At 69.4% G+C, this 16,246-nt stretch carries 14 protein-coding genes; 3 read left to right on the plus strand and 11 right to left on the minus strand.

What is annotated here, in order from left to right; translation table 11 throughout:
- Positions 1-57 precede the first annotated feature (57 nt).
- The 11 genes from OH804_RS24150 to OH804_RS24200 all read right to left on the minus strand — a co-directional run bounded on the left by OH804_RS24150 (position 58) and on the right by OH804_RS24200 (position 12,753).
- Positions 58-1,338, minus strand: coding sequence for an ABC transporter permease (locus tag OH804_RS24150; protein WP_196921003.1), 1,281 nt, complete (start codon positions 1,336-1,338; stop codon positions 58-60).
- Positions 1,339-1,341: 3 nt separating this feature from the next.
- Positions 1,342-2,715, minus strand: coding sequence for an ABC transporter permease (locus OH804_RS24155; protein WP_406059687.1), 1,374 nt, complete (start codon positions 2,713-2,715; stop codon positions 1,342-1,344).
- Positions 2,712-4,319: an ABC transporter ATP-binding protein gene (locus OH804_RS24160; RefSeq protein WP_406066652.1), complete on the minus strand. Its 1,608-nt coding sequence runs from the start codon at positions 4,317-4,319 to the stop codon at positions 2,712-2,714. The genes OH804_RS24155 and OH804_RS24160 overlap by 4 nt, the downstream gene beginning before the upstream one ends.
- A gap of 190 nt (positions 4,320-4,509) precedes the next feature.
- Positions 4,510-5,577 (minus strand): BMP family protein, encoded by a 1,068-nt coding sequence (locus OH804_RS24165; protein WP_196924770.1) that lies wholly within the window; start codon positions 5,575-5,577, stop codon positions 4,510-4,512.
- A gap of 276 nt (positions 5,578-5,853) precedes the next feature.
- The gene (locus OH804_RS24170) at positions 5,854-6,195 is read right to left on the minus strand and encodes a hypothetical protein (RefSeq protein WP_091397247.1); all 342 of its coding nucleotides are present in this window, start codon (positions 6,193-6,195) and stop codon (positions 5,854-5,856) included.
- Between the two features lie 69 nt (positions 6,196-6,264).
- Entirely contained in the window at positions 6,265-7,635 is a 1,371-nt protein-coding gene (locus OH804_RS24175) for a hypothetical protein (protein ID WP_406059690.1), read from the minus strand.
- Between the two features lie 4 nt (positions 7,636-7,639).
- A complete protein-coding gene (locus OH804_RS24180) occupies positions 7,640-8,050 on the minus strand; it encodes a hypothetical protein (protein ID WP_196921000.1) in 411 nt (136 codons plus the stop codon).
- Positions 8,047-8,769, minus strand: coding sequence for a glycosyltransferase family 2 protein (locus tag OH804_RS24185; RefSeq protein ID WP_196920999.1), 723 nt, complete (start codon positions 8,767-8,769; stop codon positions 8,047-8,049). Before OH804_RS24185 ends, OH804_RS24180 begins: the two co-directional genes overlap by 4 nt.
- 167 nt (positions 8,770-8,936) lie before the next feature.
- Complete coding sequence (locus OH804_RS24190; RefSeq protein WP_406059692.1) at positions 8,937-9,866, minus strand: sugar ABC transporter permease; 930 nt, start codon at positions 9,864-9,866, stop codon at positions 8,937-8,939.
- On the minus strand, positions 9,863-11,503 hold the full coding sequence (locus OH804_RS24195; RefSeq protein WP_406059694.1) for an ABC transporter permease subunit: 1,641 nt from the start codon (positions 11,501-11,503) through the stop codon (positions 9,863-9,865). Before OH804_RS24195 ends, OH804_RS24190 begins: the two co-directional genes overlap by 4 nt.
- A complete protein-coding gene (locus OH804_RS24200) occupies positions 11,503-12,753 on the minus strand; it encodes an extracellular solute-binding protein (protein WP_406059696.1) in 1,251 nt (416 codons plus the stop codon). The genes OH804_RS24195 and OH804_RS24200 overlap by 1 nt, the downstream gene beginning before the upstream one ends.
- Positions 12,754-12,952: 199 nt before the next feature.
- Between OH804_RS24200 and OH804_RS24205 the strand changes: the two genes are divergently transcribed.
- The 3 genes from OH804_RS24205 to OH804_RS24215 all read left to right on the plus strand — a co-directional run bounded on the left by OH804_RS24205 (position 12,953) and on the right by OH804_RS24215 (position 16,243).
- Complete coding sequence (locus OH804_RS24205; protein ID WP_196920995.1) at positions 12,953-13,999, plus strand: LacI family DNA-binding transcriptional regulator; 1,047 nt, start codon at positions 12,953-12,955, stop codon at positions 13,997-13,999.
- A gap of 32 nt (positions 14,000-14,031) precedes the next feature.
- A complete protein-coding gene (locus OH804_RS24210; RefSeq protein ID WP_196920994.1) occupies positions 14,032-15,666 on the plus strand; it encodes a glycoside hydrolase family 13 protein in 1,635 nt (544 codons plus the stop codon).
- 205 nt (positions 15,667-15,871) lie between these two features.
- A complete protein-coding gene (locus tag OH804_RS24215) occupies positions 15,872-16,243 on the plus strand; it encodes a VOC family protein (RefSeq protein ID WP_406059698.1) in 372 nt (123 codons plus the stop codon).
- Positions 16,244-16,246: the final 3 nt, after the last annotated feature.

Here is a 16,246-nt window from a genome sequence, read left to right on the forward strand (position 1 = left end):
CAACTTTGCGACTTTTGTGAGGCACCACAACTCCATGATCGACGGACCAGTGGTCGGTCAGCCCTTGATGTACGGCTTGCCGTCGGCGGCCGGTGCCCGGACCCGGCCGACCAGCCCGGCGACGGCCAGGATGGTCGCCAGGTAGGGCAGCATGGCCAGGAACTGGCTGGGGATGGAGCTGCTGATCGCGCCCAGGTAGGTGGCGAGCTGGTCGGCGAAGCCGAAGAAGAGCGCGGCGAGCAGCGCCCCGGTCGGGTTCCACCGGCCGAAGATCAGCGCGGCCAGGGCGATGAAGCCCTTACCGCCGATCATGTTCTTGGTGAACGAGTAGAGCGCCAGCGTGTAGGACGCCCCGCCGATGCCGGCGACCACGCCGGCCAGCAGCACGTTGCGGTAGCGGACCCGCAGCACCTTGACGCCGAGAGTGTCGGCGGCGATCGGGTGCTCGCCGACCGAGCGGGTCCGCAGCCCCCACCGGGTACGGAACAACCCGATGTGGATCACCAGCACCAGGACCAGCCCGAGGTAGAGGAAGATGTTGCCGCGGAACAGCGCCGGCCCGAGCACCGGGATGTCCTTCAGCAGCGGGATCTCCCAGTTGCTGAAGCGGGGCGCGCTGTTGTACTTCTCCGCGTCGGTCTGCATCAGCCGCTCGTAGAGGAAGCCGGTGACGCCGACAGCCAGCAGGTTCAGCACGATGCCCATGACGACCTGGTCGACCAGGTAGCGGATCGCGAAGACGGCCAGCAGCAGCGAGATGAACGCGCCGCCGATGGCGGCGGCGACCAGGCCGACCCAGACGCTGCCGGAGATGCTGCCGAACAGGGCCCCGCTGAACGCGCCCATCAGCAGCTGGCCCTCGATGGCCACGTTGACCACGCCGGAGCGTTCGCAGAGCACCCCGGCGAGCGCGCCGAAGATCAGCGGCAGGGCCAGGATGAACGTGCCCCGGATGATGTTGACCAGTGGCATGAAGTTCTGCCCGGCCGGCGCGGCGGAGACCTGCCAGCAGAGGAACGACAGCACGAAACCGACGAGCCCGACGCCGAGCACCGGAAGGAACCAGCGCTTCGGCACCCCGGCGAGCAGCGCCGCGCCGGCGGCGATCGTGATGATCCCGAACAGGATCGCCCCGATCGTGCCGTTGATCTCCAGTGCGGCGCCGGCCGCGTCGTCGCTGAGCGTGAACCGGGCCTGCTGGTCGGTGGCGAGTGCGCCGAAGAGCACCGCGGACAGCAGGCCGAGCCCCAGCAACGTGAGGCCGACCTTGCGGCTGCGGGTCCAGAAGCCCTCGTCGACCGGGGCTACGGCGATGTCGGGGACAGCCATGGTGGACATGAGTTACCAGCCCTTCGCCAGGCTCGTCTGCAACCGGGCGGCACGTGCGGCCCGGAGCTGGAAGATCGCCTTCACCAGTGCCGGCGCGGCGATGAAGATGACGATCAGCGCCTGGAGCACTGTCACCAACTCCAGCGAGATTCCGGAGTACGACTGCATCCGGTTACCACCGGCCTGCAGCGCCCCGAACAGCAGCGCGGCGAGCAGCACCCCCCAGGGCTTCACCCGCCCGAGTAGCGCCACCAGGATGCCGTCGAAGCCGATCTGCGCGACCACCAGCGGGGTCAACGCGCTGGCGGTCGAGCCGAGCACCATGTTCGAGCCGCCGAGGCCGGCCAGGATTCCAGCGAAGACCATGATCAGGATGTACGTCCGGGTGACGCTGATGCCGGCGGTCCGGGCGGCGTCCGGGTTGGCGCCGACCGCGCGCAGCTCGAAGCCGAGCGTCGAGCGGTTGAGCAGCCAGGCGACCGCCCAGGTGGCCAGCACGGCGAGCAGGATGCCGGCGTGCACCCGCAGGTTGTCGCCGAGCAGTCGGGGCAGCTGGGCGGAGGTGTCCACCGCCTTGCTGATCGCGTCGGTACGGTTCGGGTCCTGCACGCCGTTCTGCACGATCAGCCAGGTGAGGAAGTACGTGGCGACGTAGTTGAGCATGATCGTGTTGATCACCTCGTGCGCGCCGGCACGGGCCTTGAGGATGCCGGGGATGAAACCCCAGATCGCTCCACCCAGCGCGCCGGCCAGCACCGCCACCAGCAGGTGCAGGCCGGGCGGCAGCGGCAGCAGGAAGCCGGCCAGCGCCGCCATGATCACGCCGATGGTGGCCTGGCCCTGGGCACCGATGTTGAACAGGCCGCCTCGGAAGGCCAGCGCCACCGACAGACCGGTGAAGACCAGCGGCGCCGCGTAGGTCAGCGTCTCCGAGATCGGCGCGAGCACTGGCTGCCAGCCGTTGGCGCCGTCCAACCAACCGGAGAACGCCTCGGGGTCGAAGACCGAGCCCTTGAACAGGTTCGCGTACGCCTCGCTGACGAGCGTCCAGCTGGAGTTGAGCGCGTCGGACGGCCGGGAGGTGATGTACGAGTAGGTGGAGAGCACCTCGGGATCAGAGATGATCATCAGCACCGCGCCGACCACGATCGCCAGCACCAGCGACAGCAGGGTCACAGTGAAGGTGTTGGCCGCCCAGAGGTTGTCCAGGAACAACCGGCCGAGGCTCGGCTTCGGCTCCGGCTCCGGGCCCGGCTTCGCCACCGAGCGGTCCGGCTCGGTCGCCACCTCGGCCCGTTCGGTGTTGCCGAGCGCGTTCTGCGCGGCCTGCGCCTCGCTCGCCGGCTCCTTGTCCGGCGAGCCGGACTGCGGATTGGGGTTGGTCATGCCTCGTCCTCGCTCGCGGAGCCCGGGTCGCTCGCCGGGCTGCCGTCGGTGGCCAGCCCGTCGCCGGGCTCGGCGTCCGTGTTGCGCTCGTGGGCCGCGTCCGGGCTGATGCCGGCCATCAGCAGGCCGATCTCCTCACGCGGGGTGTCCGGGCCGACGATGCCGATGATCCGACCGCGGTACATCACCGCGATCCGGTCGGCCAACCCGATCACCTCGTCGAGTTCGCTGGAGACCACCATGACGGCGGTGCCGATGTCCCGTTCGTGGATGATCTGACTGTGGATGAACTCGATCGACCCGACGTCGACGCCACGGGTCGGCTGGGCGGCGATGAGGAGCTTCAGTGGCCGGGACAGCTCCCGGGCCACGATCACTTTCTGCTGGTTGCCACCGGAGAGGGTGCCCACCGCCGCGTCGGCCGATGAGGTGCGGACGTCGAACTGCTCGATCCGCTCCTTCGCCGAGGCGGCGATCGCGTCCGGCTTCAGCGCGAGCCCGGCACCGAACGGCGGCCGGTCGTAGATGTCCAGCACCAGGTTCTCCGCGACGCTGAACTCCTTGACCAGGCCGTCCACGCTGCGGTCCTCGGGCACGTAGCCGACGCCCGCCCGGAGCACCTTCTTGGGCTTCCAGCCGTCGATCCGGTCACCGGCCAGGCTGATCGTGCCGGCGAGCACCGGGCGCAGCCCCATGACCGCCTCGATCAGCTCGGTCTGACCGTTGCCCTGCACGCCCGCCACGCCGAGCACCTCACCCGCGCGCACGGTCAGGTCCACACCGTCGACCGCGCGGATCTGCCGGTCGTCGTCGACCACGAGCCCGGCCACCTCCAGCACGGGCTCGCCCGGCGTGGCCGGGGTCTTGTCCACTGTGAGCCGGACGTTGCGCCCGACCATCAGGGCGGCCAACTCGTCCCGGCTGGCCTCGGGCGAGGCGGTGCCGACGGTCTTTCCGCGTCGGATCACGGTGATCCGGTCGGCGATGGCCTTGACCTCGCCGAGCTTGTGGGTGATGAAGACGATCGACTTGCCGGCCGCCTTGAGCGACCGCATGACAGTCAGCAGTTCCTCGGTCTCCTGGGGGGTGAGCACCGCGGTCGGCTCGTCCAGGATGAGCAGGTCGACGTCGCGGGTGAGCGCCTTGACGATCTCGACTCGTTGCTGGATGCCGACCGGCAGGTCTTCGATCACCGCGTCCGGGTCGACCCGCAGGTTGTAGCGCTCGGACACCTCGGTGACCTCGCGCCGGGCCCGCCGCCGGTCCAGGAAGCCGGCGATGCCGCCCCGGACCTGTTCGGCGCCGAGCATGATGTTCTCGGCGACGGTGAACACCGGCACCAGCATGAAGTGCTGGTGCACCATGCCGATCCCGGCCCCGATCGCGTCGGAAGGGCCCTTCAGCTTCAGCGGCTTGCCGTCGACCAGGATCTCGCCCTCGTCGGGCTGGTAGAGCCCGTAGAGCACGTTCATCAGGGTCGACTTGCCCGCGCCGTTCTCGCCGAGGAGGGCGTGAATCTCTCCAGGCTCCACCGTCAGGTCGATGTGATCGTTGGCGACCAGATCACCGAACCGCTTGGTGATGCCGCGCAGTTCGAGTCTCAGCGCAACCTCCTGGAGTGCGAGCGATGGTGCAGCCTAGCTGCCGTGGACCGGCCGGACCGGGCCGGCCGCCGTGGTGCGCGATCGGCCGCTCCGACTCGGCGGGAGTATCCGCAGAGCCGGAGCGGCCGATCGGTCGTACCTGTCCCCCGCCGACCCTCCCGATGATCTCACCGGAGGGGCCGGCTGGTTGTCACTTGGTCGGCTGGGCCTTCGAGGTGACGGTGATGGTGCCGGCGGCGATGTCCGCCTTGATCTTGTCGACCTCGGCCTTCAGCTCGGCCGGAACCTTGCTGTCGAAGTCGTGGTACGGGGCGATCGAGACACCGGTGTTGGCCAGGGTGCCGACGAAGCCCGGCTTGGCCTCCAGCTTCTCGCCCCCGGCGGCCTTGATCACGGCCTCCTTGACGGCCTCCGGGATGTTCTTGACGACCGTGGTGATGATCGCCGAGCAGTCCGGGGTGCTCTCGCAGCCGTCGACGTCCACCCAGATGGTGCTGTACTTGCCACCGGACGCCTTGGCGGCGGCGGTGGTGCCGAGGCCGGAGCCGCCGGCGACCGGCATGATGATGTCCGCGCCCTGGGCGACCAGCGCGTCGGAGACCTTCTTGCCCTCGTCCTGCTTGGCGAAGTCGTTGGTGAAGGAGCCCTTCTGGGTCTCCTTGTTCCAACCCAGCGCCTGGACGTTCTTGCCCTTGGTGGTGTTGAAGTACTTCACACCGTCGACGAAGCCGTCCATGAAGATGGTGACCGGCGGGATCGGCAGACCACCGTAGGTGCCCACCTTGCCGCTCTTGCTCATCCCGGCGGCCAGGTAGCCGGCCTGGAATGCGGCCTGGGCGGTGTCGAACTGCATCGGGTAGACGTTGGCGTCACCCGGGTTGGCGTCGACGATGCCGAACTGCTGGTTCGGGTTCGCCTTGGCGATCTTCGAGGTGGCGTCGCCCATCAGGCCACCGACCGCCAGGATGAAGTCGCACTTCTGGTTGACGTACTGCGTCAGGTTCGGCTCGTAGTCGGCCTCGGCCTTCGACGCGACGAACTTGATGTCGATGTTGTCGTTGGCGGCCTTGGCCTCCTGCAGACCCTTCCAGGCCGAGGTGTTGAACGACTTGTCGTCGATGCCGCCGACGTCGGTCACCATGCAGGCGCTGAACTTCTTGGCGCCACTGCCGGCGTTGTTGTCATCCTTGGGGGCCTCGCCACAAGCGGCGGCGGTGAGCGCGAGCCCACCCACCGCGAAGATCGAGGCGATCCGCATCCCACGCACCGAGCGCAAGACGTCTCCTTCCCATTGCACACCGCGCCTAATGCGGTGGCAGCCCATCAGCCGACCTGCGGTATGCCGCCGGCTGTCCCACGTTACGGACGGGAGCGTACGCCCGCGCCCACCCACCGGCCGACAATCGTGCACGACTGTTGAGCGCCTGTTACCCGGGTGTAACCCTTGCGTGGGGCACGTCACTCTTCGTGCTGGTAACCGAGCGCCGTGGCGTCCGCAACGTCCGTTTTCTGGAGGCGTTTTCCTCCTCGGACGTTACCGCCAAAAGACCGCGACCGCCGCGTTGACCAGGGTCAGACCGACGATCGCGAGGAAATGACCGCGGTTGACCACGTCCCGCTTACGGGAGAAGAAGACCATGACGAAGATCAGCAGCGCGATCACCAACTTCGTCACAAGTTTTGCCGGTGCCGGCTCGTCGCCGTCGCGCAGCGGCGCGGACAGGCCCAGCCCGGTCAGCAACTGGATCACCGCGCCCCACAGCATGGCCGGGTTGATCCGCAGCCGACCGCTGGCGTACTGGGCGATCGAGCCACCGAGCAGCAGGGCGAACCCGATCAGATGGACGTAGAGGAGGATGAGTCTGAGAGCTTCCACGGTCGCCATACTTCCCTATGAACGACGGATCGTAGTAGTGGGAATCGCCGACGGGCGCGGATCAGTCGATCAACCTGTCGACGTCGGGGTGGCACCCGACAGGGCCGGCTCGCGGGGCTGGTCCAGCACCGGTCGCGACTCCGCCCGGCTGTCACCGCCGAACGCGACGGCCACCCATCCGGCAAGGCTCACCGCCGACAGGAGCGTCACCGGCAGCGTCACCCGGTCCACCGAGGTCGCCAGCCACCACTCGATGTCGTTCGGGCCGGAGACGTAGGTCCCGATCAGAACAACCAGGTAGTAGCCGTTGACCGCCCACACCCAGCCGTCCGCCGCCAACCCGGCGGCTTGCCGTCGCCCCCGCAGGAGCAGGGTGCCGAGCAGCGCCACCACAGCGGCACCCACCACCAGCTGACCAACCACGTCCCACATCGCCGCGATGGTGAAGTCGAACCGCTCCACCGCCCCCGCGCCCCGGTCGCCCGAGCTGCCGTTGGTGATGTCCGACTGGGCATCCAGTAGGCGGACCAGCACCGCCCAGGCACCCCCGGCCAGCACCGGCAGCCAGACCAGCGCGGCTCGCCGCAGGTCGGCGCGGGCCCGCACGGTGACCAACAGGGCGAGGCCCACGGCGGCGATCAGCCCCTCGTTCTTGCTGAGCGTCGCCACGGTCAGCAGCAACAGCGGCAGCAGCGGTCGGCGCAGCGGATCCGCACTGAGCAGCAGGGCCACCACCGCTCCGGCGAAGGCGGCGGACCAGAGCGCGTCGGCGAGCCCGCCGGTCACCCCGTACGTGACGCCCGACCAGGTTGCCAGGCCCAGCGCGATGGCCAGCACCCAGGCCACCCGCGCGGACACCCGGCTCAGCGCCCGCCGGACCAGGTAGACCAGCATCGCGACAGCGGAGACGGTGACCAGCGCGCCAATGACCTGGGCGGTACGGAAGTCCGGCTCGACGACGCTCCACACGGCGGCGACGGGCGCGGACGCGAGTGGTGGGTAGTCGGTGTGTGAGAAGACGAAGGCGGGACTGCCGATCGCCGCCCGCGCGTACTCGCTCCCGTTGGCGAAGTAGCCGGCGTGCAGCCACCAGATGGAGTGGGCGTCCCAGCGGGAGGCCGGTTCGAAGATCATGAGGCACGGCGGGAGCAGAGGTAGCGCGATCAACAGCGCGTGCGACCACCTCCCGTACGGCACCGGCTCGCCGGGGCGGCGCAACAGCCACCACGCGCAGGCCGCCCCGGCGGCCACCACCAGGGCGAGCCAGAGCAGCAGGGGGCCGCCGACGACCAGCATCAGGACCACCGCGACAGAGCTCAGGAGCGCCGCCATGAGCGGCGCGAGGAGCAGGGCGAGGAAGGGACTACGCAGTATCGCGAAGGCCAGCGGGAAACCGGCGACGATGAGGGCGAGTATGGCGAGGACCGGAGTGAAATCCATGTCGTCAGCCGACCTTCCGTACGACCAGCCGCACGCCGGCGCTGGTCGGCCGCTTGCGCTGCACCGAGGCGACGCTCACCGAGTAGTCCTGCGGTGCCCCCTGGACGACCACACATCCGTGCAGCGCGGCGAACTCACTCAACCGCTGATGCCACAGGTCCTTGTTCGTCCGGGTCGGGATGAGCGAGACCCGACTGCCGGTGGGCACCTGCTCGGCGAACTGGCGCCAGAGCGTCTCCACGTCCACGTGGCGCTGGAGTGCGTGCAGGTCGTGTTCCCGGTCGCTCATCAGGGCGACGCCCTGGCTGGTGGCCTGCACGGCGCCCTGAACGGCCAGGAGCAGGCAGCCCACCCCGACGAGCGCGACGACGACCCGGGCGATCATGCTCGGGTTCCGGTGCTTCGTGGTCGTCATCGGTCAGCGAGCGCCTTGGCGGGGATGCTGCCGGGACGACGTCGGGCTCGTTCCCGGCCCAGGATCCACAACGCCTCCACCCCGTCCCGCCAGGTGATCTTCTTGCCCTCGTCGCGACCCCGCGCCCGGTAGGTGATCGGCACGTCGTAGGGGCGGATCCGCCGCCGCAGCAGCTTGCCCGTCACCTCGGCCTCCATGCCGAACCCACGGGACCGGATGTCCAGCGATCGGTACAGCTCCACCGGCATCAGTTTGAAGCACGTCTCCAGGTCGCCGATGTAGGAGTTGAACAAAACGTTCGCCGCGGTGGTGACACCCCGGTTTCCGACCACGTACCAGAAGCTGTAGGCGCTGTGGCTGCCGAAGGTGCGGTTGCCGTAGACGACTGTCGCGTGCCCCTCCAGCACCGGCGCCAGCAGCTTCGGAATGTCCTGGGGGTCGTACTCCAGGTCGGCATCCAGGATCACCATGTACTCGCCCCGGGCGCTGTCCACTGCCGTTTTGATCGCCGCGCCCTTGCCCGCGTTGCGCGGGTGCGTCACCACCCGCAGCCGCGGGTCGTCCATCCGGGCGAGGATCTCCGCGGTCTCGTCCGTACTGCCGTCGTCGACCACCACGATCTCGATCTCGCACGGGTACGGCACGGCGAGGGCCTGCTTGAGGGCCTCCGCGACGCGTTCCGCTTCGTTGTAGACCGGCATCAAGATCGACAGTTGCACGAGAGTCTCCCCGGGAACGGCACCGGACGGCGGATGAAGGGCAGCCGACCACCAGCGGCTAGTGAAGCAGGCGCGCCACGCGTTCGCTGACCCGCTCCCGCGAAGCAGCGCCGACGCGACGCCGAAGCACCCTACCTCGCACCGCCGGGGATCGGCCGCCCCCGGTCTCAACCCTTGACGGCTCCCGAGGTCAACCCGGAGACGATGTACCGCTGGAGGAACTGGAAGACCAGCACCGTCGGGATCGCGGTCAACAGGGTGCCGGCCGCGAAGATCCCGAAGTTGGTGTTCCGCTCGCCGCCCTGCAACATGCCCCGCATGCCGACCGCGAGAGTCTTGGCATCAGTGTCGGTGAGGAAGACGCTCGCCATCAGGAACTCGTTGATGGTGTTGATGAAGGCCAGCAGCCCGGTCACCGCGAGGATCGGCGCCACCAACGGCAGCATGATCCGGAAGAAGACCTGGGCGTGTGAGGCGCCGTCCACGGTGGCCGACTCGTCCAACTCCCGGGGCAGGGTGTCGAAGAAGCCCTTCATCAGCCAGGTGTTCACGCCCAGCGCGCCACCCAGGTAGAGCAGCAACAGACCCCACGGGGTGTTGAAGCCGATGGCCGGCCACAGGTCGGTGATCGTGCCGAAGATCAAGAAGATCGCAACGATCGCCAGGAACTGCGGGAACATCTGGATCAACAGCAGTGACAGCAACCCCACCCGTCGGCCCTGGAACCGCATCCGGGAGAAGGCGTACGCCGCGAGCGCGGAGAGGAAGACCGAGGCGAACGCGGCCCCACCGGCGATGAGCAGCGAGTTCAGGAACCAGTCAGCGAACTCGGTGCGCGCGAACAGATTCCCGAAGTTCTCCAACGACACCCCGCCGGTCGGCACCAACTCGGTGGACGACAGGGTGCCGAGCGGATTGAGCGCCGCCGAGACGACGAACACGAGCGGAAAGAGACTGAACAGCACGCCGAGCAGGCCGACCAGGTGCCGCCAGCCGACCTCGGCGAACCATCGCGTCTTACGCCTGCCCGGGTTGCGGTTGACCGCCCCCGGGCCGTTCGCGCCGCCCGTGACGGCGGCACCGGTGAGCATGGTCATGCATACACCTCCTCCTGTTGGCGGGTCCGCCGGAAGCTGACCACCGACACCACCGCGACGATGGCGAAGATGAACAGCGAGATGGCCGCGGCGAAGCCGAACTGTGCGGCCTGCCCACCGAACGCCAGCCGGTAGGTGTAGGTGATCAGCAGGTCGGTGGCGCCGTTGCTGGGGTTGTCCGCGGGGAACGGCGCGCCCTCGGTGGTCAGGTAGATCGCGTTGAAGTTGTTGAAGTTGAACGCGAACGACGAGATCAGCAGCGGCGAGAGCGCGACCAGCAGCAGTGGCAGGGTGACCGCCCGGAACGACTGCCAGCGCGACGCCCCGTCGACCGAGGTGGCCTCTGTCAACTCCCGTGGGATGGCCTGTAGCGCGCCGGTGGCCACCAGGAACATGTACGGGTAGCCGAGCCAGAGCTGCACCAGGATCACCGCGGCGCGGGCCGACCAGTCCTGCCCGAACCAGTCGACGCTGAGCCCGAACAGATTGTTGATCAGCCCGAAGTCGGTGTTGAACATGTCCCGCCAGACCAGCAGCATCGCGAAGGACGGCATGGCGTACGGCAGGATCAGCAACATCCGGTAGAGGTTGGTGCCCCGCATTCGGGGCGAGTGCAGCGCCAGGGCGATCAGCATGCCGAGGATGAACGTGCTGCCGGTGGAGCCGATGGCGAAGGCGAAGTTCCAGATCAGCGTGCCGAGGAACGGCCCGGAGATCCGCTCGTCGGTGAGCACCCGGGTGAAGTTGGACAGCCCGACGTTCACCTTCCAACCCTGGGCCAGCCGCTCGCCGTCGGCGGCGACGAACGCGCCGACCTCGCCGTCCGCGGTCCAGGTCTTGCCGCTGTCGCTGTCCTTGACGCAGTCGCAGCCGGCGTCGTACGCCCGGACGGCCTTGCCCTCGTACGCCCGGGACAGGCCGGACGAGCGCAGCGCGCCTCCGGTCGTCGGCACCACCAGGTCCGTGATGTCCTTGCTGCGGGCGCTGGCCTGGCCGAAGTTCAGCACGGTGTAGCCGTCGGCCGCGGTGACCTTCCCGCCGGCGCCGACGGTGGCCGCGCCGGGCTCGAGCGGACGCAGGCCCCCGGCGTCGCCGACGGAGACCGTGTCGGTTCCTGGCTTGGTGATCAGGAAGACCAGGGCACCGGTGGCCGGGTCGCCCTTGGTGGCGACCGACAACGGGTACTGGGTGGACCCCGGGACCTGCCTGACCGAGGAGGTCTGGATTGCGACGATCGCGTCGTCCTTGCTGCCGCGGTGGCCGTCGCCGAAGTTGGTGAAGGCCGTACTCGCGGTGTAGAGCACCGGCACGACCTGGAAGGCGATCAGGAAGAGCGTGCCGGGGATGAGGTACTTCGCCGGGACGTGCCGGCGGCCCAGGTACAGATAGAACAGTGCGGCGGTGGTCAGCACCAGCACTGCCAGCCCGACCCACTTCTCGGCCGCCACGAGCGGGAAGGCCGCCCAGATCGCGATCCCGGCCACCAGGCCGAGCAGGATCACCTTCGCGGCAAGGCCGGCCGCGGTGATCGGCGCGTGGTTCCGCGCGGTACGGGAGGTGCGCGGGGACCCGGTGCGGACGGGCCCCCGGCCCGGGGCCTGCTGGGCAGACCCCGGGCCGGACAGCGGTGTGCTCATTACTTGATCGAACCGGCGATCGTCTTGCCGGCTGCGGTAACCGTGCTGGTCGGGTCGGCGCCGCCGATGACGGCGGCCTCGGCCTTGCCGAACGGGTCCCAGATCGCGGCCATGGCCGGGATGGCCGGAAGCACCTGGCCGTTCTTGCCGGCCTCGATGAACTTGGCCAGGTCCGGGTCGCTGCTCTTGACCTGGTCCAGCGCGGCGGTCAGCGCCGGCGGGCGCGGGTCGGCCTGGTAGAGCGCCACGGCCAGGTCCGGCTTGGTGACGTGGTTGGCGACGAACTCCTGGGCGAGAGCCTTGTTCTTGCCCTTGGCCGCCACGTAGAAGGATTGGACGCCCACGAACGGCGCGGCCGGCTTGCCGCCGGCGAAGCCGGGAACGGCGGAGATGTCGTACGTGATGCCGGCCTTCTTCACGTCGGCGGTGGCCCACGGCCCGGAGACCAGGAACGCGCACTTCTTGCCGGTAAAGGTGGCGGTCGAGTTGGTGTCGGCGATCGAGCGCTTCAGCACGCCCTCGCCCTTCTCGCCGAGCGCGGCGATCTTCTTGAACGCGGCGATCGACTCGGGCTTGCCCACGCCCAGGTCCTTCGGGTCGTAGTCGCCGTTGGCGGTGGTGCCGAAGAGGTAACCGCCGGCCGAGGTGTACAGCGGGTAGATGTGGTACGCGTCGCCCTTCTGGCCGACCTGGAGGCAGAGCGTCTCGGTGACCTTCTTCTGCGCCTTGAGCTGCTTGCCGGTGGCGACCAGGTCCTCGATCGTCTTCGGTGCCTCGGGGGCCAGTTCGGTGTTGCGGATCAGCGCCAGGTTCTCCTGGGCATAGGGCACGCCGTAGAGCTGGCCGTTGAACGTGACGGCCTTGACGGCGGTCTCGTTGAAGGCGGCCTTCTGCTCGTCGGACAGCTGCACCGGGTCGATGGCGCCGTTCTGGACCAGGTTGCCGATCCAGTCGTGCGCGCCGATCACCACGTCCGGGCCGCCGCCCTGGCTCGACACGGTCACGAAGTTGTTCTGGAGGTCCTCGTTCGGGACGGCCTGGACCTCGACGCTGACGCCGTTCTCCTGGCCGAACTTCTCGGCGAACGGCTTGAGGGCGGCGGTCCGTTTGTCGTCCGCCCAGATCACCAGCTTGCCGCCGGCGGCCTTGGGGGTGTCCTTCGCGGCCGGCTCGTCGCTGTCGCCACCGCAGCCTGAGGCGGCGAGCGCCAGTGCGAAGAGGGCGACCACACCCGCGGTACGGATGCGCATCGGTGCTCCTGTCGTCATGGCGGGTCCGCCGGGGGAAGGGCGGCCCGCCAGTGGAAACCTCTGGAAGTTCTTGCCAACCGGCGCAGGGATGCTGCGCCGCTGCTCTCGCATGTTGCGGGGACGTTAGCAAGACGTTGCAAGTAATGGAAGGGCTTGCAGAGGACCCCGCAAGAACTTGCCGGTGGGCTAAAGTGCCGCCATGCGCGCTCGACTGTCCGACATCGCCCAGCAGGCCGAAGTCAGCGAGGCCACGGTGTCGCGGGTGCTCAACGACCGCCCCGGCGTGGCCCCGGAGACCCGGCAGGCCGTCCTCACCGCCCTCGACGTGCTCGGGTACGAGCGCCCGGCCCGGCTGCGTAAGCGCAGCGCCGGGCTGGTCGGCCTGGTGGTGCCGGAGCTGGACAACCCGATCTTCCCCGCCTTCGCCCAGGTCATCGAGTCCACCCTGGCGCAGAGCGGGTTCACCCCGGTGCTCTGCACCCAGACCGCCGGAGGCGTGACCGAGGACGAGTACGTGGAGATGCTGCTGGACCGGCAGGTCTCCGGGATCGTCTTCGTCTCCGGCCTGCACGCCGACACCGCCGCCAACCACGACCGCTACCGGGCGCTGCTCGCCCGGCCGTTGCCGGTCGTGATGATCAACGGCTACGTGCCCGGCATCGGCGCGCCCTTCGTCTCCTGCGACGACCGGGAGGCGGCTGAGCTGGCCGTCGCCCACCTGGTCGCCCTCGGGCACCGGCGGATCGGCCTGATCACCGGCCCGGACCGGTTCGTCCCGGTGCAGCGCAAGGTGGCCGGCTGGCGCTCGGCGATGACCCGGCTGGCCGGCGTCGCCGAGGCCGACCTGGGCCCTCTGGCCGAGCTGTCACTGTTCGGAGTGGAGGGTGGCGAGGCGGCGGCGGGCCGACTGCTGGACCGGGGCGTCACCGGGGTGGTCTGCGGCTCCGACCTGATGGCGCTCGGCGCCGTCCGGGCTGCCCGCCAACGCGGTCTCACCGTGCCCGAGGGCCTCTCCGTGGTCGGCTACGACGACTCCCCGCTGATGGCCTTCACCGACCCGCCGCTGACCACAATGCGGCAGCCGGTCACCGCGATGGCGGTGGCCGCCGTCCGCGCCCTGGTCGACGAGATCAACGGGCACGGCGCCCCGCACTCGGAGTACCTGTTCCGCCCGGAGCTGGTGGTACGCGGCTCCACAGCTGTCGCGCCGAGCTCCGCCCGCCTTTCTTACGCAAGATCTGCTTGACTCTTGCAGCGACGGGCCGGCATATTGCTCCAATGATCAGCACCGCCGCCCCGCCGCATGCCACCGACGACGACTGGTGGCGCTCCGCAGTCGTCTACCAGGTGTACGTCCGCAGCTTCGCCGACAGCGACGGCGACGGCACCGGCGACCTCCAGGGCATCCGGCAGCGCCTGCCCTACCTGCGCGACCTCGGGGTGGACGCGCTCTGGCTGACCCCCTTCTACACCTCGCCGATGATCGACGGCGGGTACGACGTGGCCGACTACCGGGACGTCGACCCGATGTTCGGCACCCTCGACGACTTCGACGCGATGATCACCGACGCGCACGCCCACGGCCTGCGGATCATCGTCGACCTGGTGCCCAACCACACCTCCAGCGCGCACCACTGGTTCACCGCCGCGCTCGCCGCCGGCCCCGGCTCACCGGAGCGTGCCCGCTACCTCTTCGCCGACGGCCAGGGCGCGAACGGCGAGTTGCCCCCGAACGACTGGGAGAGCATCTTCGGCGGCCCCGCCTGGACCCGGATCGCCGATGGTCAGTGGTACCTGCACCTGTTCGACAGCTCGCAGCCGGACCTGAACTGGCGCCACCCGGAGGTCCGCGCCGAGTTCGAGGACGTGCTGCGGTTCTGGCTGGACCGGGGCGTGGACGGATTCCGCATCGACGTCGCGCACGGCATGATCAAGGCGGAAGGGCTGCCAGACGTCGGCTTCAGCTCGATGACCACCGGCCAGCGCCAGGTCGAACTGCTCGGCAAGGGTCGGCTGCCCTACTTCGACCAGGACGAGGTGCACGAGATCTACCGGGCCTGGCGGCCCATCCTGGACAGCTACCCGGGCGGTCGGATGGCGGTCGCCGAGGCGTGGGCCGAGACACCGCAGCGCCTGGCCCGCTACATCGGCCCGGACGAGCTGCACCAGGCGTTCAGCTTCGACTTCCTCGACGCCACCTGGTCGGCCGACTCGTTCCGCAAGGTGATCGACACAGCGTTGGCCGAGGCGACAGTGGTCGGGGCGCCGACCACGTGGGTGCTCTCCAACCACGACAAGCAGCGGCACGTCACCCGCTACGGCGACGGTGCCGAAGGGCTGCGCCGGGCCCGCGCCGCCAGTCTGCTGATGCTCGCCCTGCCCGGCTGCGCCTACCTCTACCAGGGCGAGGAGCTGGGCCTGCCGGAGGTCCTCGACCTCCCCGACGAGCTACGCCAGGATCCGGCGTTCCTGCGCACCGGCGAGAGCCGCGACGGCTGCCGGGTGCCCATCCCGTGGAGCGGCGAGTTGGCCCCGTACGGCTTCGGGCCGGCCGGCAGCGAACTGAGCTGGCTCCCCGCCCCGGCGGTCTGGCAGGCGCTCTCCGTCACGGCGCAGACCGACGTGCCGGGCTCCACCCTGGAGCTGTACCGGGCCGCGCTGCGGATCCGCCACGTTCACCCCGCGCTCGCCCTCGACGCCGGCGGGGTCACCTGGCGGGAGAGCGAGCCGGGCGTGCTGGCCTTCTCCCGCACCTCCGGCGCGACCGTGCTGACCTGCGTGGTCAACCTCAGCGGCGCGCCGGTCCTGATCGACGGGTACGGTCAGCCGCTCGTCGCCAGCGACGAGCTCACCGAACAGGGCTCCGGCCAGTTGCTGCCAATTGACGCGGCAGTCTGGTTGGAACAGCGCTGAACGGGTAACTCGTTCTCGACCTGGTCGTTCGTCGTGCCCCGCGCCGACGGGCGACTGGGCTACCAGCCCCTTGTGGTGGGGGGTGAGGTGCCACCGGCGCCGCGCGGAGTCCGCTCCGTGTGGCGCCGGTGTCCGTAATCCGCCGGTGGTTGGACCCAGGCGTCGTGGGTACCGCATCGGGCACCATCGCTATGGAGGTGACCCCATGGTGGTACGGATCGCCCAGTGCACGCTCGACGTCGAGGACCTGGACCTGATGGTCTCGTTCTGGTCGGCGGCGCTCGGCTACGAGGTGGAGCAGGGCGACGACGGCAGCGCCAAGCTCTGGCCGCCGGGGCAGCCGTCCGCCGCCGCGCCCACAGTGTGGTTGCAGGGCTCGGGCACCGCCAAGCGGGGCAAGAACCGGCTGCACCTCGACCTGGTCGCGGACGGCGACCCGCAGGCAGAGGTGGGGCGGCTGCTGAGCCTCGGCGCCCGGCAGGTCGACGTCGGGCAGACCGGGGCCGAGCGGTTCACCGTGCTCGCCGATCCCGAGGGCAACGAGTTCTGCGTGCTGGACCGCGCGCCGACCCGCTGACGT

Source organism: Micromonospora sp. NBC_00860 (assembly GCF_045207375.1).
GTDB lineage: Bacteria > Actinomycetota > Actinomycetes > Mycobacteriales > Micromonosporaceae > Micromonospora > Micromonospora vinacea.